Annotated in this window: 12 protein-coding genes; 1 reads left to right on the forward strand and 11 read right to left on the reverse strand. The window is 45.1% G+C overall.

Annotated elements, in window-relative coordinates; translation table 11 throughout:
• Positions 1–29 precede the first annotated feature (29 nt).
• The 9 genes from H6F73_RS18960 to H6F73_RS19000 form a co-directional block, all read right to left on the reverse strand.
• Entirely contained in the window at positions 30–683 is a 654-nt protein-coding gene (locus H6F73_RS18960; protein ID WP_190760329.1) for a nucleoside triphosphate pyrophosphatase, read from the reverse strand.
• A gap of 155 nt (positions 684–838) precedes the next feature.
• Positions 839–1,381 carry a photosystem II reaction center PsbP gene (gene psbP / locus H6F73_RS18965; protein ID WP_190674267.1) on the reverse strand — a complete coding sequence of 181 codons (543 nt, stop codon included), beginning with the start codon at positions 1,379–1,381 and terminating at the stop codon, positions 839–841.
• 423 nt (positions 1,382–1,804) lie between these two features.
• Entirely contained in the window at positions 1,805–2,500 is a 696-nt protein-coding gene (locus H6F73_RS18970; protein WP_190760330.1) for a hypothetical protein, read from the reverse strand.
• 367 nt (positions 2,501–2,867) lie between these two features.
• Positions 2,868–3,248 (reverse strand): hypothetical protein, encoded by a 381-nt coding sequence (locus H6F73_RS18975; protein ID WP_190760331.1) that lies wholly within the window; start codon positions 3,246–3,248, stop codon positions 2,868–2,870.
• A gap of 873 nt (positions 3,249–4,121) precedes the next feature.
• Positions 4,122–4,811, reverse strand: a complete 690-nt coding sequence (locus tag H6F73_RS18980) for a response regulator transcription factor (RefSeq protein WP_190760332.1) — start codon at positions 4,809–4,811, stop codon at positions 4,122–4,124.
• Between the two features lie 71 nt (positions 4,812–4,882).
• Positions 4,883–6,370 carry an HlyD family efflux transporter periplasmic adaptor subunit gene (locus H6F73_RS18985; protein ID WP_190760333.1) on the reverse strand — a complete coding sequence of 496 codons (1,488 nt, stop codon included), beginning with the start codon at positions 6,368–6,370 and terminating at the stop codon, positions 4,883–4,885.
• Positions 6,371–6,387: 17 nt separating this feature from the next.
• Positions 6,388–7,365: an MvdD family ATP-grasp ribosomal peptide maturase gene (locus H6F73_RS18990; protein WP_190760334.1), complete on the reverse strand. Its 978-nt coding sequence runs from the start codon at positions 7,363–7,365 to the stop codon at positions 6,388–6,390.
• A 193-nt stretch (positions 7,366–7,558) separates the two neighbouring features.
• Positions 7,559–8,545 carry an MvdC family ATP-grasp ribosomal peptide maturase gene (locus H6F73_RS18995; RefSeq protein WP_190760335.1) on the reverse strand — a complete coding sequence of 329 codons (987 nt, stop codon included), beginning with the start codon at positions 8,543–8,545 and terminating at the stop codon, positions 7,559–7,561.
• A gap of 178 nt (positions 8,546–8,723) precedes the next feature.
• On the reverse strand, positions 8,724–9,017 hold the full coding sequence (locus H6F73_RS19000; protein WP_190760336.1) for a microviridin/marinostatin family tricyclic proteinase inhibitor: 294 nt from the start codon (positions 9,015–9,017) through the stop codon (positions 8,724–8,726).
• Positions 9,018–9,763: 746 nt separating this feature from the next.
• Here H6F73_RS19000 and H6F73_RS19005 point away from each other — a divergent pair.
• Positions 9,764–11,908 (forward strand): peptidase domain-containing ABC transporter, encoded by a 2,145-nt coding sequence (locus H6F73_RS19005; RefSeq protein ID WP_190760337.1) that lies wholly within the window; start codon positions 9,764–9,766, stop codon positions 11,906–11,908.
• A gap of 2 nt (positions 11,909–11,910) precedes the next feature.
• On the opposite strand, the gene H6F73_RS19010 is transcribed toward H6F73_RS19005, so the two are convergent.
• Together H6F73_RS19010 and mraY are read right to left on the reverse strand one after the other, a co-directional pair.
• Positions 11,911–12,876, reverse strand: a complete 966-nt coding sequence (locus H6F73_RS19010) for a glycosyltransferase (RefSeq protein WP_190760338.1) — start codon at positions 12,874–12,876, stop codon at positions 11,911–11,913.
• Between the two features lie 116 nt (positions 12,877–12,992).
• A complete protein-coding gene (mraY, locus tag H6F73_RS19015) occupies positions 12,993–14,132 on the reverse strand; it encodes a phospho-N-acetylmuramoyl-pentapeptide-transferase (RefSeq protein ID WP_190760339.1) in 1,140 nt (379 codons plus the stop codon).
• Positions 14,133–14,257: the final 125 nt, after the last annotated feature.

Here is a 14,257-nt window from a genome sequence, read left to right on the forward strand (position 1 = left end):
GCGGGTTGTTGCCGGCAGCTACCCGCCGTTTAAGCCGGTTGGGGTTGCCAAAAATCTGTCACGTTATACCCAAGTTCGCCAATCATGTGCCGCAGCAGTGGCAAACTCAGGCCAATGACGTTAGTGTGGCAACCTTCAAGTTTTTCGACAAAAAGACCGCCTTTGCCTTCGAGGGCGAAGCAACCGGCGCACTGAAGCGGTTCGCCGGTAGCAACATAAGCTTCAATTTCGCTATCGCTGACATTGGCAAAATAAACTCGCGTGATCTGGTAGCGCACGAGTGTTTTCCCTTGAGCCAAATCAATTAATGTATGGCCGGTGTAGAGTTCTCCAATCGATCCGCGCATTTGCTGCCAGCGTGCGATCGCTTCGGCTGAGTCAGCCGGCTTGCCGTGAATTTCACCTTTTAGCCACAAAACCGAATCACACCCCAAAATCAGCCAGGACGCCAAACTTGGTGCTTCTTCCAAGGTATGAGCCGGCAAATCCCCAACTTTCAAGCGTTCTGCAATGCTTTCAGCTTTCAGTTTGGCGAGGGTTTGCACCAATTCGGCTGGGTTGCTGGTTTGAATTTGCGACTCATCAATGTCGCTAGGGCAGACAATGGGAGGGATGCCGGCGCTTTGCAGTAACCGGCGTCGCGCAGGGGATGCAGAGGCGAGTAACAATAAAGGCAGTCCCATAAGAATAGAAAGGGGTGATTTGTCTAGTTATTCGGGGCGCTTTTGCTTGGCCGGCTGTAGGCGGTTTGCCGATATTGTAAGAGCGGGTTTATTGTAACCCACCCATACAAATTCCCAGCCGGTTGTGATGACCACTGAATGCTGAACACAGATATCTAATCAAGAGAGAAAGAATTGACGACTTGCTCAAACAACTGCTGCACTTTTGGCCAGCGTTCTTCTGTTGCTGAAGCGCTTAAGGTGTAGAGTTTACCCCGACCAATGGCCACACTGGCCAGATTGTGCCGTTGTTGAGTGGGCAGTTTAATCGTATGTTCCAATATATAGTAAGTCTTGTCGCCGACCTGCTTCTGCTCAGCATTGACTAATTCTGCTTCGCGTCCTGAGTTGGGAGGGCCAAGGCTGCTTTTGGAGAGTTTGTAACCCACTTCGCTAGGCGTTCCTAAATCAGCGAGGGTTTTATTTGCCGGCATTGGATTGATTACGACGCTGACGTTCTCGGTTTCCTGAATTAAGTCCCGAAACACAACATCTGGGCCGTTGTTGACTTTCGTTTCCACCCAGCCATTAGGATAGAGGAATTTATACCCATCGGTGGTATCGACGTAGCCTTTTAAGCCGGCGGTGGCGGTAGCTACGCAACCGCTTAGGGTTACGGTAAGTATGACGAGAAGTATTGCTGCAATTCGTTTGATCATGTCAGCGGTTGCCTTTATGCTGTGCCTTTCCTTGCGGGGGGCGATGTCAGACCAGTTTTGATTTTTAATTGTTAATTTTTGATTGACCCGCACCCCAGTCAAACCGGATTCAGCGCGTCAGTCAATCTTGCAATTTTCAAGCAAAATGGCACGCGGGTTTCCCCCCATCTAGGTTCATTGTCTCATCTGGTGTCGGCAAAAGATTAATGTTGAGGCAATTAAAAAAACCTCTGCCGGTGTGGTGGAGGCTGGCATAGTGCGCTTGGCAAATGCCCTTTGATCAGCTGCCACACATTTAATTTTTTTGATCAGATTGAGGGGGTGATGCTCAATTTGGGTTACAAAAGCTTTTTTTTAAGACGCGAAACCCTGATTAGACAAGGCCAACCGCTTGCTAACCATAATTGTATTCAGAAAGTTAACTCACTGGTTCGGGGTTTCCCTTAATCCAAGACTGATTTGTTTAACATTTTCTAAAATCAACCAAAATACCCAAATAAACCCAACCTTCATAACTATTAATTGCAATAATTTGTAATCTAAAAAATTATTACCTTGAATCAAATTTTTCAATATAAAAGAAGACAATCCGATAAACATCAGCCCTATACGAAGCCATAATACTGTAGTAATAAGTTTCGGTATTTTAAAAATAATTATTTTCCATAAGAATGCAAGTATAAGAAAGAAAATTCCGAAAATACATTCAATGCCAGCATCGATGTATAACAAGGTAATATTGCCTGGAATAGCTAGTGAAACAATAAACTTGCTATACCAAAATACTACATATAAGGAGTTACAGACCAAGCCTAAGCCGATAAAGAAAAAGAATATTCTCAATAAACCACCTGTCAATGTGCTAATTGCGCCTTTTTTAACTAGCACATCGTTGCGTTTTACCGTATAGTGATTTAATCCTGACAAACTAGCTTTAAAGGTTACGTCATACTTAGCTAATTCTCCACTTTCAGTGGCTTCAAATTGGTGGCGAGAGGATCGACCCAAGTTTCGTTTTTCAGAAACTGTTTTATTGTCGTAGATGATGCGTTCCTTCCCTCTTCCATCACGAACCAACTGTAGCTCATGGGCACCGAGGCTAAAGCGAGTTTCAGACATAAGTACACCTCCTTTTTTAGCTCAACCTGGTTGGGTAGCAATGAACAACACTGTAATCATACCAAATCCGGGATAATTAGCGACTGGTTAACCCTTATCTAATCAGGGTTTCGTTTCTAAAAAAAAGTCTGACAACCGGATTTAGTATGAGTGGTAGAGTGGGTGAGGAAGTCGGGGATTTTTACCCGTTCGGTTACAATCTAAATTAAATGCGTTTTAGCTTATTGAATTGAGTTGGATGGTTATGATTAATGTTTACGAAGTTACTTTTGAGCAGCGGACAATCTCTATAATTGAAGGCTTTTCGACTTCGCTGTCCTAGGCTTTCCCAAACGATTAATCATAAGTTTTCAACCGTAATTTGAGATTATTGACTCGTTGCCGGCGAACAAAGGCTTTGGACTGCTTGGTTCCAGATGTGGCGACCGGCTTCTTTTGCGGGTGATTCTCCAAGCGGAAATTCAGCGAGATAAGTTTCTTCATCAATGCCGTCAGAAATCAGCCGGCAAACTCCTTCGCCGGTTCGCTGAATGTCGCTTGCTGAAGTTTCCGATAAAATCGCCCTCGCATCTTCTGACATCTCGCGAGACAGAAGGGCTTCTTTAAACTGTGCGGCGCTATCCTGTTGCACACTATCTACAGGAGTTGGAAACTCGAAATTCGGATTATCTTGCTTGGCTGCAAAAGACGGGGTGGCAATGGCAAATAAAAGGCCGGCAGCGATAAATCCGTAGCAAAGGCGTCTCATCAATGTACTCCAAATGTATTTGGGTTGCTGACTTGAACACAGAAGTTAGCAATCGGTGCCCTAATCAGACAAATCTTTACATTAAATGAGTCAGCCTGTCTGCCTGATTGAGATTGTTCCCGGTAACGCTAACTGAAGGTTGGTTTAAGCTGCCGGCAACCCACCTTATCTGAATTTAAACATAAAAGTTTATTAATTTTTTTAATTTATCTGCCCAGGTAATTAAGTTTTGTATCTTTGCTGATGCAGAATTTTTGGACTCAAACCGTTTTTTAAGGGAATAAGATAAGCCGGTTTAAGATTCGGGCTTTTCCATTATTTTTTTAGCAAATAGCGGTGAGTTCAAGGTTATCTTGAGCTTTTTATAAATCGCTTTAAATTTAGAGAGGGTAAATATTTGTAGTAAGAAGAGAGGAGGCATACCCACAAAGTTCGCGCCTCTATCTGATTAAGTTTAGAGACGCGGTTGACTTGTGAGAGAATTAAACAAAATTATTATGCTGAAAAGTTATGAGCTATAGTCCGCTTTGCATGGCGACCAAGCCAATCACCGCAACGCTCATCAAAACCAGTAAAGCTCCCATTGAAAGTGATTGACTAAGCTGAGTATTTGAGATTTTCATATTTTAGTCTCTGTATTCTTACTGAGGTTCTCATAACAATAACAGAACTTCCTACAACTATACAAAACATTAAAATCTTTTAAAGAAACGTAAACTATCTTAAAAAACGAACTCGACTTTTATTGCGGTAGAGTTCGCTTAAAAGCCGAGTTTGGAGGGTTTAGAAATAGATTTTTAGCTGAAATAGGGCTGCCGGCACCGGCTTTCAACGTTCAATATCTTAGATGCCGGCACCGGCAACGCTTACTGGCTACTTTGTTAAGCCGTGTTCCAAGGCGTAGCGGACTAATTCAGTGCGGCTATTGGTGCCGGTTTTGCTAAATAGCCGGCTAACATACTTTTCCACATTGCGAACACTGGTTTCTAAGCGGCGGGCAATTTCTTTATTCATCAACCCTTGAGCAACCAGATCCAAAACACTTTGCTCTCTGGGAGTCAAGTCAATTTTAATCGGTGCCGGTGTCTGCGTAATGCCACTACGACCCGTCAGTAAAGACTTAATCTCAGCAATTTGACTGGCAAGCTCAGTAATATCAGGCGTTTCACCATCGCCAGTCTTTGCCGTCGCCTCTCGCCTCTCCAGCAAATTTTCTACAATTGCCACCAATTCATCGGGGTCAAACGGCTTAGAAATATAGGCATCACAGCCGGCTTGATAGCCTAGAATTCGGTCAGATGTCATGCCTCTAGCAGTTAAAAACACCACCGGCAACGCCTTAAAACGAGGGTCATCTCGCAATTGCTTGAGAAACTGATAGCCATCGACTTGGGGCATCATCACGTCCGTAATCACCAAATCAGGCCGTTTCTGCTGCACCAGTTCCCATCCGAGATTGGCATTACTGGCTACGTTCACACTAAATCCACTGTCTTCTAGATAAGCTTGCACTGCTTCGCGCAATCCAGGCTCATCATCGACCAGTAATAATTGTGCTGACATGGATGTTCCCTTTCTGCTAATTTATTTAACTTTAGCAACGATAAGGACGCGAAAGGATGCCGGCAGCTTGTTCACAAATCCGTCAGTAGCCTTGCCTTTCTGAGAATAAACGTCAGAACCGTCTCTTTTCTAGAAATAATATCAGCCGTGCCTTGCATCCCAGCTTGAATCGGACATTTGCGATCACCCTGAACCAAAGCAAGGTTTTCCGGCTGAACCGTCACTTCAAAAAAAGCAGCGTTTGAGGTGGGAGTTTGGGGAGATTGTGAATTGACGTCAGGCTTCATTGCATCCGGTGAAACTCCCGTCACCTTGCCTTTAAGGATGCCGTAATCAGGATAAGGACAGGCAGACACTCGCATTTGCACAGCTTGGCCGGCTTTCACGCGGCTGATATCTTCAGATGACACCAGCGCTTTCACCACCAAAGGCGCTTCACTGGGGGAAATTTGAGCAATCAGATCCCCTGGACGCACCATTTGAGAAGTGTTACGGAGATTAAGCTGATGAATCGTGCCAGAAACCGGCGCGCGAATCACAGTATATTTCAGTTCAGTTTCTATTTGTTGCAGTTCTTGCTGATCGCGGCCCAGTTGGCTTTGGAGTTCAACTTTTCGCTGAATTAACTGTTCTCGTTCCTGATTTAATCTCGCTAAGGTGGCAACACCGGCAGCTTTTTCCTGATCAATTTTCTCCCTTGCCATTGCCACGATTGCCTCACTCGGATCAAGGCCGGCTGATGCCCCTTGCAATCGCGCTTTTGCCGCCTCAATCGCTTGTTGTTGCCGCTCAATTGCTTGCTTTTGGCCGGCAATCACCGCTTTTTGCTGTTCAACGGCTTCTTCTTGTTGCTCAACTGCAAGTTTAACTTCCTCGAATTGATCTTGAGAAAGTCCGCCAGATTCAACTAAAGGCTGATACCGATCTCGCCTCGTCCTCGCTGACTTTAAAGCCGCCTCAATCGATCTCAAATTCGCCTCGGCTGACGTTAAATCTGCCTGCGCTTTTTGCAATTCTTCTTCAGAACTCCTTAAATTGGCTACAGCTTCGGAGACTCCAGCTACAGAGGTTACTTGCTGATTTTGATAGTCCCGTTGAGTGCGAATTAAATCTGCTTGAGCTGAGGCAACCATGCGGTTATTGCGGTCAGTTTCTGCTGCAACTTGACCGTCTATCGCCTTCATTTGAGCATCGAGTTGAGTGAGTTGGAGTTGGTTGTTTTGAATATTTCCTTGCAGTTGATTTTTTTTAGTTTGCAGTTGTGAATCATCAATATAAGCGATCACTTCTCCCTGTTTGACTGCTTGATTTTCTTTGATTTCAATTCGGTTAACGCTGCCTTGAGCAGCCGCTTGAATGAGTCGCAGATCGCCGGTGGGGCGAACTGTTGCAGCGGCTTTAACAGTAACATTGTATTTTGTGATAGCAGCAACGGTGACGCCAATGCCAAATGTTGCAACCAAAAAGAGTCCGCCCAGCCTTGTCCACAGACTGATAGGCGGGAGAAATTCGTTACTATTAAGTGGTTGAAAAAATTCTGAGTCTGATTCACTCAACATGATTAAAATAAAGCCAGTTATTTTTGAGACTGAGCGAGCAAAATATCCGCGATTGCATGGGAAATCGGTAAACCAGGGCACAATTCCAGCCAGAAAAACTCCCCGACTGGGTTAACTTCTAGGAAAATATGGCGACCGTCTGGCGTTAAGATTAAGTCAAGCGCTCCGTAATTTAAGCCAAAGTTGCTCATTAACTGTAGCAGCTTTTCTTCGAGTCTCTGGGGTAAATTATAGGGTTTCCAATCATCTATCAGGGCTAAGCCTTGCCTGCGCCAATCGTGACGCGCCTTCTCCGAACTTTGAGAATCAATTGAGGCGGTAAACAACTGCTTCCCGACAACAATTGTGCGTAATTCTAAGGCTTTGGGAATATGTTCCTGAAATGTCATCGGACAAAAGCACAGTCCATCAAGATTTTCTAGATCCTCAGCAGTTAAAGGATTGGTGAAAACGACTTTTTCTACACCCTCTTCATAAATTGCAAAATAGGAATGCATTTTGGTGATTAAATTTCCCTCGCACTCGTGGGCAAATTCTCGCACGGATTGGGGATTATTGGTCATTAAAGTGCGTGGCGTATCAATCCCCAATTCTCGTGCAACTTGCAACTGCAATTGTTTGTTTTCCGCCCGCCGCAGATGGGGCACTGGATCAAGGTGAAAAGCTTTAAGGCTAGCGATCATGCCTTGAACAGTCGCCCGTGATTCTTGAATCGAGGCTTGTCTGAGTTGGGCATCCATTGTGTTAGGAATTCGCCCGCCAATTCTGAGCCGGCGATACCAGACGGCGGAAACTTCACGCAGATCCAGTTGCTCTTGTTCAGTAGCGATCATTAATCGCTCTTTTCCGTTACTGTAGTAGATATCTAGCTGAATCTCTGTGGGAAATTGATCTGTGTTAAAACGAAATGCTTTGCCGCCTTGTTTTTCGATGGCGTCGATTACCATCGGGATGCTTTCGTTATCTTTACTATGGGTAATAATTAAAACTGTCATAGGATTTTAGATTTTAGATGTTTTCAAGCTTATTTATTTTTATTCGGCTCTATGCTTCCAGAATTTTAAGCCCCAGAATCAAATAATTTTGTAATGAGTATTTGAATTAATTTTAACAAACTTCTGTCATTAGCCAAGAATTTAAGCATTTGGCTTACCTTAGAAAGATGAAACAGCAATTACTTAACAAAATTCAACGCTGCTCAGATAATAAAGTATCTGCAATTGCCTCAGAAATTGGAAGGTTTAAATCTCGCTCTAACATTCCCCATTCCCCTGTCGGGTTAACTTCAAGAAAGATATATTCACCGTCTGGTGTTTGGATAAAATCGAAGGCTCCAAAAAGTAGCCCAAACTCTGCCATAAAAATATTAAGACCATCGGCAATTTGACTTGGGATTTCTGCCGGCTCCCACACACACTCTCCGGGTTTAGCATTACGCCAATCCATTGTTGTTGCGGAATAACGAGATGCATCGAGTGCCCCAGCAAACAATTTCCCTGCCACAAAGATCACTCGCAATTCTCTCAATTTTGGAATTTGCTCTTGGAAAACCATCGGACTATAACGCAGTGATTCAGCATCTGCCAGATCCGCTTCTTTAACTTCGCTGGTATACAGGAAAAAAGCGGAGCCTTCCATACTTGCTGAAAGGGGGGTCAAAAGTTTAGCCACCATTTTTCCCTTCAGTTGTTGAAAAAAGTCTCGTGCTTCTTGAGGATCGTTGGTAACGAGCGTTTGGGGAATTTGTAAGCCGGCTTTTCTGGCAATTCTAAGCTGACGCAACTTGTTTTCTGCGGCGGAAATGTGTCGCAAATCATCCACCCAGCGCACCTCACTGAGGCTGTCTAAGAAGCCGAGAAGGGCAGCGCGTGACTCTCGACGACAAGCGTACTGGTACTGTGGTGATAATTCTGGACTCAGCTTGGGTTCCCAAAGCCGGCGCATCCAAACTGATCGCACTTGCTCTGTGCTGATAGATTTGTCTTGATAGTGAAGCCGGTGATGCAGTCTTTCGCTATCAATTTGAGCTGAAAGTTGCAGATTCATTGGGAATTGATCGGTGTCGAGACGAAAAGGTTGTGCCCCGCGCTGAACGATGGCTTCGGCAACGCGATCAATCGTGAAGAAATCTCCACTGTGGGTGAGCAATAAAACAATATTGCGAGACAAACTCATGAAAAAAAATGCGGTGAGGTGGGCAAACAAAAAAGGTTGCAAACCCAAAAATCCGCAGAACTGATTAACTGGGAATCAGATAACTGCGGATTATAAGCTATGCAGTTATTACTTGTTGCAGTTTGCTGGTTTCCAAAGCCGGCTGTCTAATTGCATTAAACTCAGCTTGATCAAGCCATTACAGGCAGCCGCCGGAGTCCTCGGCATCAGACGGGTACTTCATTGTCACCATGACTTCCCCTTCATCTTCGGCATCAGATGGGTACTTCGTCGTTGTCACGTCTCCACCCTCTTCTTGGTCAGATGGATACTTTTCAGTTACAGCAATTCCGCCGCCGTTACATTTTGATTTTTTCCTGCATTTACCGCCGGCTGCGGCTTCCATATCCTCTTCAGAAAGTTCTTCAATGTTCTGGCTTTCTAGGAAGCGGGCGAAAAAGGGAACTGCTTTTTCGTTTGGCATTTCAGACATGAGTATATTACTCCTTTCTTTGTAGCAGTCAATTTTTGGATAGCAAAAATCTGGCTAGCTGAATACCACTCAGTTTCAGACTGAAGCCGAAAGACGTTTCTCAGGAATTGTGGGTTCCTTGTTTTAAAAAAATGTTACTTGAAATTTAGTAAAATTTCTAGATAAGTATTTTTACTTTTCTTCCGAAAAAACTGATATTTTCAGTAGGTTACACGCGATCCCCAGGACTTGACAATCGCATTTGCATTAAGATAGGGTTAAGCGATCAAAGTAATGATTTCCGCCGGCTAAAAAATCAAAACCAATTTTTTAAAGCGATCAGTGTTTGGCCAATAGCATGAAAATCCGGATGAGGAAGAAATACGCGCTCGGTTTCATGCAGTTATTTCAAGATTGGTAGTAGACAGAGAATTTTTAGAATGTGTGCTTTAATGCCAGAAAGTTTCCTAGGAATTATTTAAATTTTCTCGAATAGGGGAAAGTTGGGATAAGTTTGGATAGCTGAGTTGGCATATTTCTAAATTTTGTCAAGATTAATTTTCTACCGGCGGCTTTGTGATCCCAAGCAAATTTGCTTCAACCCAGGTCAATCAAAGATATTCAACCTAAGAGGTTTCTAGCCGGCTTGAGGGTTGCAATCTCGCTTCAAGGCAGGAACACTGAGAGGATATCTAAGACTTCTCTGACATCTTCTCAGCCAAGCCGGCATCTACCATCATTAAAGATGCGCTTTCCCTTAAAGACGAATGAAATACCAGGTTGTTTTACAGCACAGTGAAGAAGACTGTGGGGCTGCTTGTCTTGCCACCATTGCTAAACAGTACGGGCGCACGTTTACCCTCAACCGTATCCGGGAAGCCGTCGGTACCGGCCAGTTGGGAACGACCTTACTAGGACTGAAACGGGGTTCAGAGGTACTTGGTTTCAATGCTAGAGGCGTTAGGGCTTCACCTGAAATTTTAGACAAGATGAAAGAAGCCCCTTTGCCGGCGATCATTCACTGGATGGGCTATCACTGGGTGGTTTTGCATGGACAGCGGGGTAAGAAATATGCGATCGCTGACCCGGCTGTTGGCATCCGTTACCTGTCTAAGGAAGAGTTAAGGGAGGGCTGGGCCAATGGCTTGATGCTTTTACTTGAACCCGATCCCGTCCGCTTTTCTTCCCAGTCCGATGATAAAATTAGCGGTTTTGGGCGTTTCTTTAAGCCGGTGTGGGCTTATCGAGGCATTCTGGGTGAGGCTTTTCTAATTAATCTTGTTTTAGGGATGCTGTCTTTAACTTCCCCGTTTCTGCTGCAAATTCTCACCGATGATGTGCTGGTTCGTGGGGATACGCAGTTGCTTACAGGTGTGGTCATTGCTGTTGTGATTATGAACTTTCTCAGCAGCAGCCTCCAGCTCGTCCAGTCTAACCTGATTGCTCACTTTGCCCAACGGTTACAGTTAGGGCTAGTGCTGGAATTTGGAAGAGTCATTTTGCGTTTACCCCTAAGCTATTATGAAGCGCGTCGCAGTGGTGAAATTGTCAGCCGGCTACGAGATATTCAAGAAATTAATCAGTTAGTTTCCCAAGTCGTTATCCGTCTTCCCAGCCAATTATTCATTGCTGCGATTTCTTTGAGCTTTATGCTGTTCTACAGTTGGAAACTCACCATAGCTGCCTTTTTATTTGCACTTTTAATGACCTTCTCGACAGTCATTTTTCTGCCGGCACTTCAGCAAAAAACTCGAACCTTATTAGTTTTAGAGGCAGAAAATCAGGGCGTCTTAGTCGAAACCTTTAAGGGCGCACTCACCCTAAAAACCACCACAGCAGCCCCCCAATTTTGGGAAGAGTTTCAGAGCCGGTTTGGTCGCCTAGCTAACGTGACATTCCGCACAATTCAAATTGGCATTATCAATAATACCTTTTCTGGGTTAGTTTCCAGTATCAGCAGCGTTGCCTTGCTTTGGCTCGGCAGCAGTTTAGTGATTAGCCAAGAATTAACCATCGGTCAGCTATTGGCATTTAACAGCATGAATGGTAATTTCATCGGCTTCATCGGCACAATCGTCGGATTTGTGGATGAATTTACGATGGCTCAAACGGCTACACAACGCCTGACAGAAGTGATTGACTCGACTCCTGAAAGTCAGAACGACTATCAAAAGCCGATTGCTAAAATTCCCGGCAATGCTGACATTATTTGTACGAACCTCAACTTTTATCATGCGGGTAGAGTTGACCTTCTCAAGGAATTTTCTCTCAAAATCCCTGGCGGTAAAGCCACTGCTTTAATCGGTAAATCTGGCTGTGGCAAAAGTACCCTGGCTAAGCTGATTGCGGGTTTACACTCACCCCAATCAGGCAATATTCGCTTTGGCATTTATAATATGCAAGACCTTTCTTTGGATTGCTTGCGCCAACAGGTTGTCCTAGTCCCGCAAGACGCTCACTTTTGGAGCCGGTCAATTATTGAAAATTTTCGTTTGGGTAATCCTTACGTGACATTTGAGCAAATCGTTACGGCTTGCCAAATTGCTGAGGCTGATGAATTTATTAGTAAGTTACCCGATAAATATCAAACCGTTTTGGGAGAATTTGGCGCAAATATTTCTGGAGGACAGCGGCAGCGACTAGCAATTGCCAGAGCGATTGTTAATGATCCGCCTGTATTAATTTTAGATGAATCCACAGCCGGTTTAGATCCGGTCAGTGAGGCTGAAGTTCTAGACCGGCTGCTGTCCTACCGGCAAGATAAAACGACCATTACAATCAGTCACCGCCCTAGAGTGATTGAGCGTGCTGAGTGGATTGTGTTTCTAGAAAATGGTCAATTAAAATTACAAGGTTCTGTGGAGGATTTGCGAAAACTTCCCGGCGATCATATTAATTTCTTAACGCCTTAATTTTAGGGCTGGATAAATTGTTCAATTTCCCGCGCTTTTTCTGCTAAATTTGCTTCTCGTTGCCCCGTTGTTCTCGCCTGAAAACAAAAGAGATCGAGGGGTGTACTTAATAAATCTGCCAAGCCGGCTTTTCCCAGACTTGCTTTCACACTAGCAGCCGGCAATTCTTTCAACAACCACCGGCTGAGGCGATAAAGATATTCTTTCGCAGTCAATTCCCGCATTAAATCGATGCCGTGCAATTCGTGCAAATACTTGTTAGATTCACCATAACGCCGCCACTGACTTCGTAACTGCCGCAAAGTTGAGCGATGCCGGTGTTGCACAATCGCATCTGGGGCAAATTCTAGCTGCCAATGAGTTTGCCGCAAAATTCGCCAGCAAATATCAGCATCGCCGCCAGTCGTTAAATAAGGGCGAAATAAACCGACTTCTTCTAACACTTGCCGGCGAATTGCTAAATTTGCCGTTTGACCATAAGGACAAAAAGGATGAGCTAAGGTATGCTTTTGGGATAAAGTATCCTGCCGGCTGGCGTATTTTTCCAGCAGAGTTTCACCGGCAAGTGCCTCAATTTCACCGGCAACAATTCCCACATTTTCCTTGACAAATGGCTGAATTAATGTATTTAACCAGTTAGGGTTGGGCCGGCAGTCGGCATCGGTGAAGGCAAGAATGTTGCCGGTTGCAGCACGAATGCCGGTATTCCTAGCGGCATAAGAACTTTGAATTTGATTCTCGCTGAGGTGGCGGAAACCCTCACCGGCAGATGCAATCAGGGGGCCGGTGTGATCGCTGCTGTTATTGTCTACGAGCAAATATTCAACTAAATGCGTTGGGTAAGTTTGTAATCGCAAACAATTTAGTAAATCTGGTAAATCTGCCTCGCCATTGTAAATCGGAACAATGACGGAAACTCTGGGTAAAAAAGCCGGGTTGCTGAAGTTATTTGCTTGGCTGGGAGACATATTGATAGATTGAAGGTTTTCTGATGAATTTGGCACCCAGCCAAGCGTGCAGGCAGATTTTGTCTAACAGTTTCTCCGTTTCAATGCTGCCGGCGCATCTGTCAGCGTTTTAGTCATTAATGAAGCACCAGGGCGAGGAGAACGAGGATTGCGTTAATCACATAAAAAACGCCTACTATTTTGATTTCGCGCCATCCCGAAAGTTCTAAATGATGGTGAAGGGGTGCCATTTTAAACAGGCGTTTGCCAATTCCATCTGGGCCTTTTGTGGCTTTATAATATCCCACTTGAGCCATTACAGACAACGTTTCAACGATTAGAATGCCGCCGATAATAAAAAGACTCCAGAGGCTATTTGTGAGAATCGCCACAGATGCTAAAGCGCCTCCCAGTGCCAAAGAGCCGGTATCCCCCATAAAAACACGAGCGGGGTTGCGGTTATGTGCCACGAAACCGAGACAGCTACCGCTGAGACAGGCGCAGAAAATCGCCAAACCGGCAGAGGTTGGTGCAACCACTACAGCGAAACCCAGGAACGCAATCGCACCGAGTCCGCCCATTAGTCCATCCACGCCATCGGTGAGGTTAGTGGCGTTACTTTCTGCTACTAGCACAAATACTGCCAAGGGCCAAAATAGCAGCCCTAACGGAATCGCTAAACCGAGGGGTAAAAGAATTGTTGTGATACTTGCCGGCTCAACCGATTCTAGAAAGTACGTCTGGATGAACAACCACAGACAAAACAGCCCACCAAATCCCACTTGTAAGGCGAGTTTCATTTGAGGCGAAATGCCTTTATTCGATTTGCGGCGTAGGATTTGCCAGTCGTCCAGCCAACCAATAAAGCCATAGGCAAGGGTTAAGGCGGCTACAGCGATCACCGGCATGAAATCGGGCGCTGAGACTGCCGGCGAAAAACCAGCCCACAGCAGCGCCACCAGCACGCCCACCGGCACAAAAAACACCCCGCCCATTGTCGGAGTGCCGGCTTTTTTCAAATGTGCTTGAGGGCCATCTTCTCGAATAACTTGGCCGGTTTTTAGCTGCTGCAGTAGCGGCACCACCCAGTAGCCCAACCCCGCTGTTAGCAAGGCAGAAACTAACAGGGGCAACGTCAGGGAGAACCCTAAATTGAGAAACCTGCCGGCTGTCCAATCCAAAATCAGCGCTGCTGCACTCAGCCCAACGCCCAGCAGCCAAAACAGATTCGTGCCTGAAAGGTTTAATGCGTTGCCAGAAAATGATTTAGCGTCCACAAAGTTTTTATTTCACTCCACACACCAATAATCCGAAGACGGCGCTCAAGTCTCCGCTCAAAAAAAAGTGTGAGGGGTAAAGGGTTAAGGGTCAAGGATTTGGGATGAAAACTCAAGGCAGTGGG

It is taken from the genome of Microcoleus sp. FACHB-68 (assembly GCF_014695715.1).
Lineage (GTDB): Bacteria > Cyanobacteriota > Cyanobacteriia > Cyanobacteriales > Oscillatoriaceae > FACHB-68.

Excerpts from the sequence above, each read along its gene's own strand:
- H6F73_RS18960 (WP_190760329.1), bottom strand. The coding sequence starts at position 683 with ATGGGACTGCCTTTATTGTTACTCGCCTCTGCATCCCCTGCGCGACGC.
- psbP (WP_190674267.1), bottom strand. The coding sequence starts at position 1,381 with ATGATCAAACGAATTGCAGCAATACTTCTCGTCATACTTACCGTAACC.
- H6F73_RS18970 (WP_190760330.1), bottom strand. The coding sequence starts at position 2,500 with ATGTCTGAAACTCGCTTTAGCCTCGGTGCCCATGAGCTACAGTTGGTT.
- H6F73_RS18975 (WP_190760331.1), bottom strand. The coding sequence starts at position 3,248 with ATGAGACGCCTTTGCTACGGATTTATCGCTGCCGGCCTTTTATTTGCC.
- H6F73_RS18980 (WP_190760332.1), bottom strand. The coding sequence starts at position 4,811 with ATGTCAGCACAATTATTACTGGTCGATGATGAGCCTGGATTGCGCGAA.
- H6F73_RS18985 (WP_190760333.1), bottom strand. The coding sequence starts at position 6,370 with ATGTTGAGTGAATCAGACTCAGAATTTTTTCAACCACTTAATAGTAAC.
- H6F73_RS18990 (WP_190760334.1), bottom strand. The coding sequence starts at position 7,365 with ATGACAGTTTTAATTATTACCCATAGTAAAGATAACGAAAGCATCCCG.
- H6F73_RS18995 (WP_190760335.1), bottom strand. The coding sequence starts at position 8,545 with ATGAGTTTGTCTCGCAATATTGTTTTATTGCTCACCCACAGTGGAGAT.
- H6F73_RS19000 (WP_190760336.1), bottom strand. The coding sequence starts at position 9,017 with ATGTCTGAAATGCCAAACGAAAAAGCAGTTCCCTTTTTCGCCCGCTTC.
- H6F73_RS19005 (WP_190760337.1), top strand. The coding sequence starts at position 9,764 with ATGAAATACCAGGTTGTTTTACAGCACAGTGAAGAAGACTGTGGGGCT.
- H6F73_RS19010 (WP_190760338.1), bottom strand. The coding sequence starts at position 12,876 with ATGTCTCCCAGCCAAGCAAATAACTTCAGCAACCCGGCTTTTTTACCC.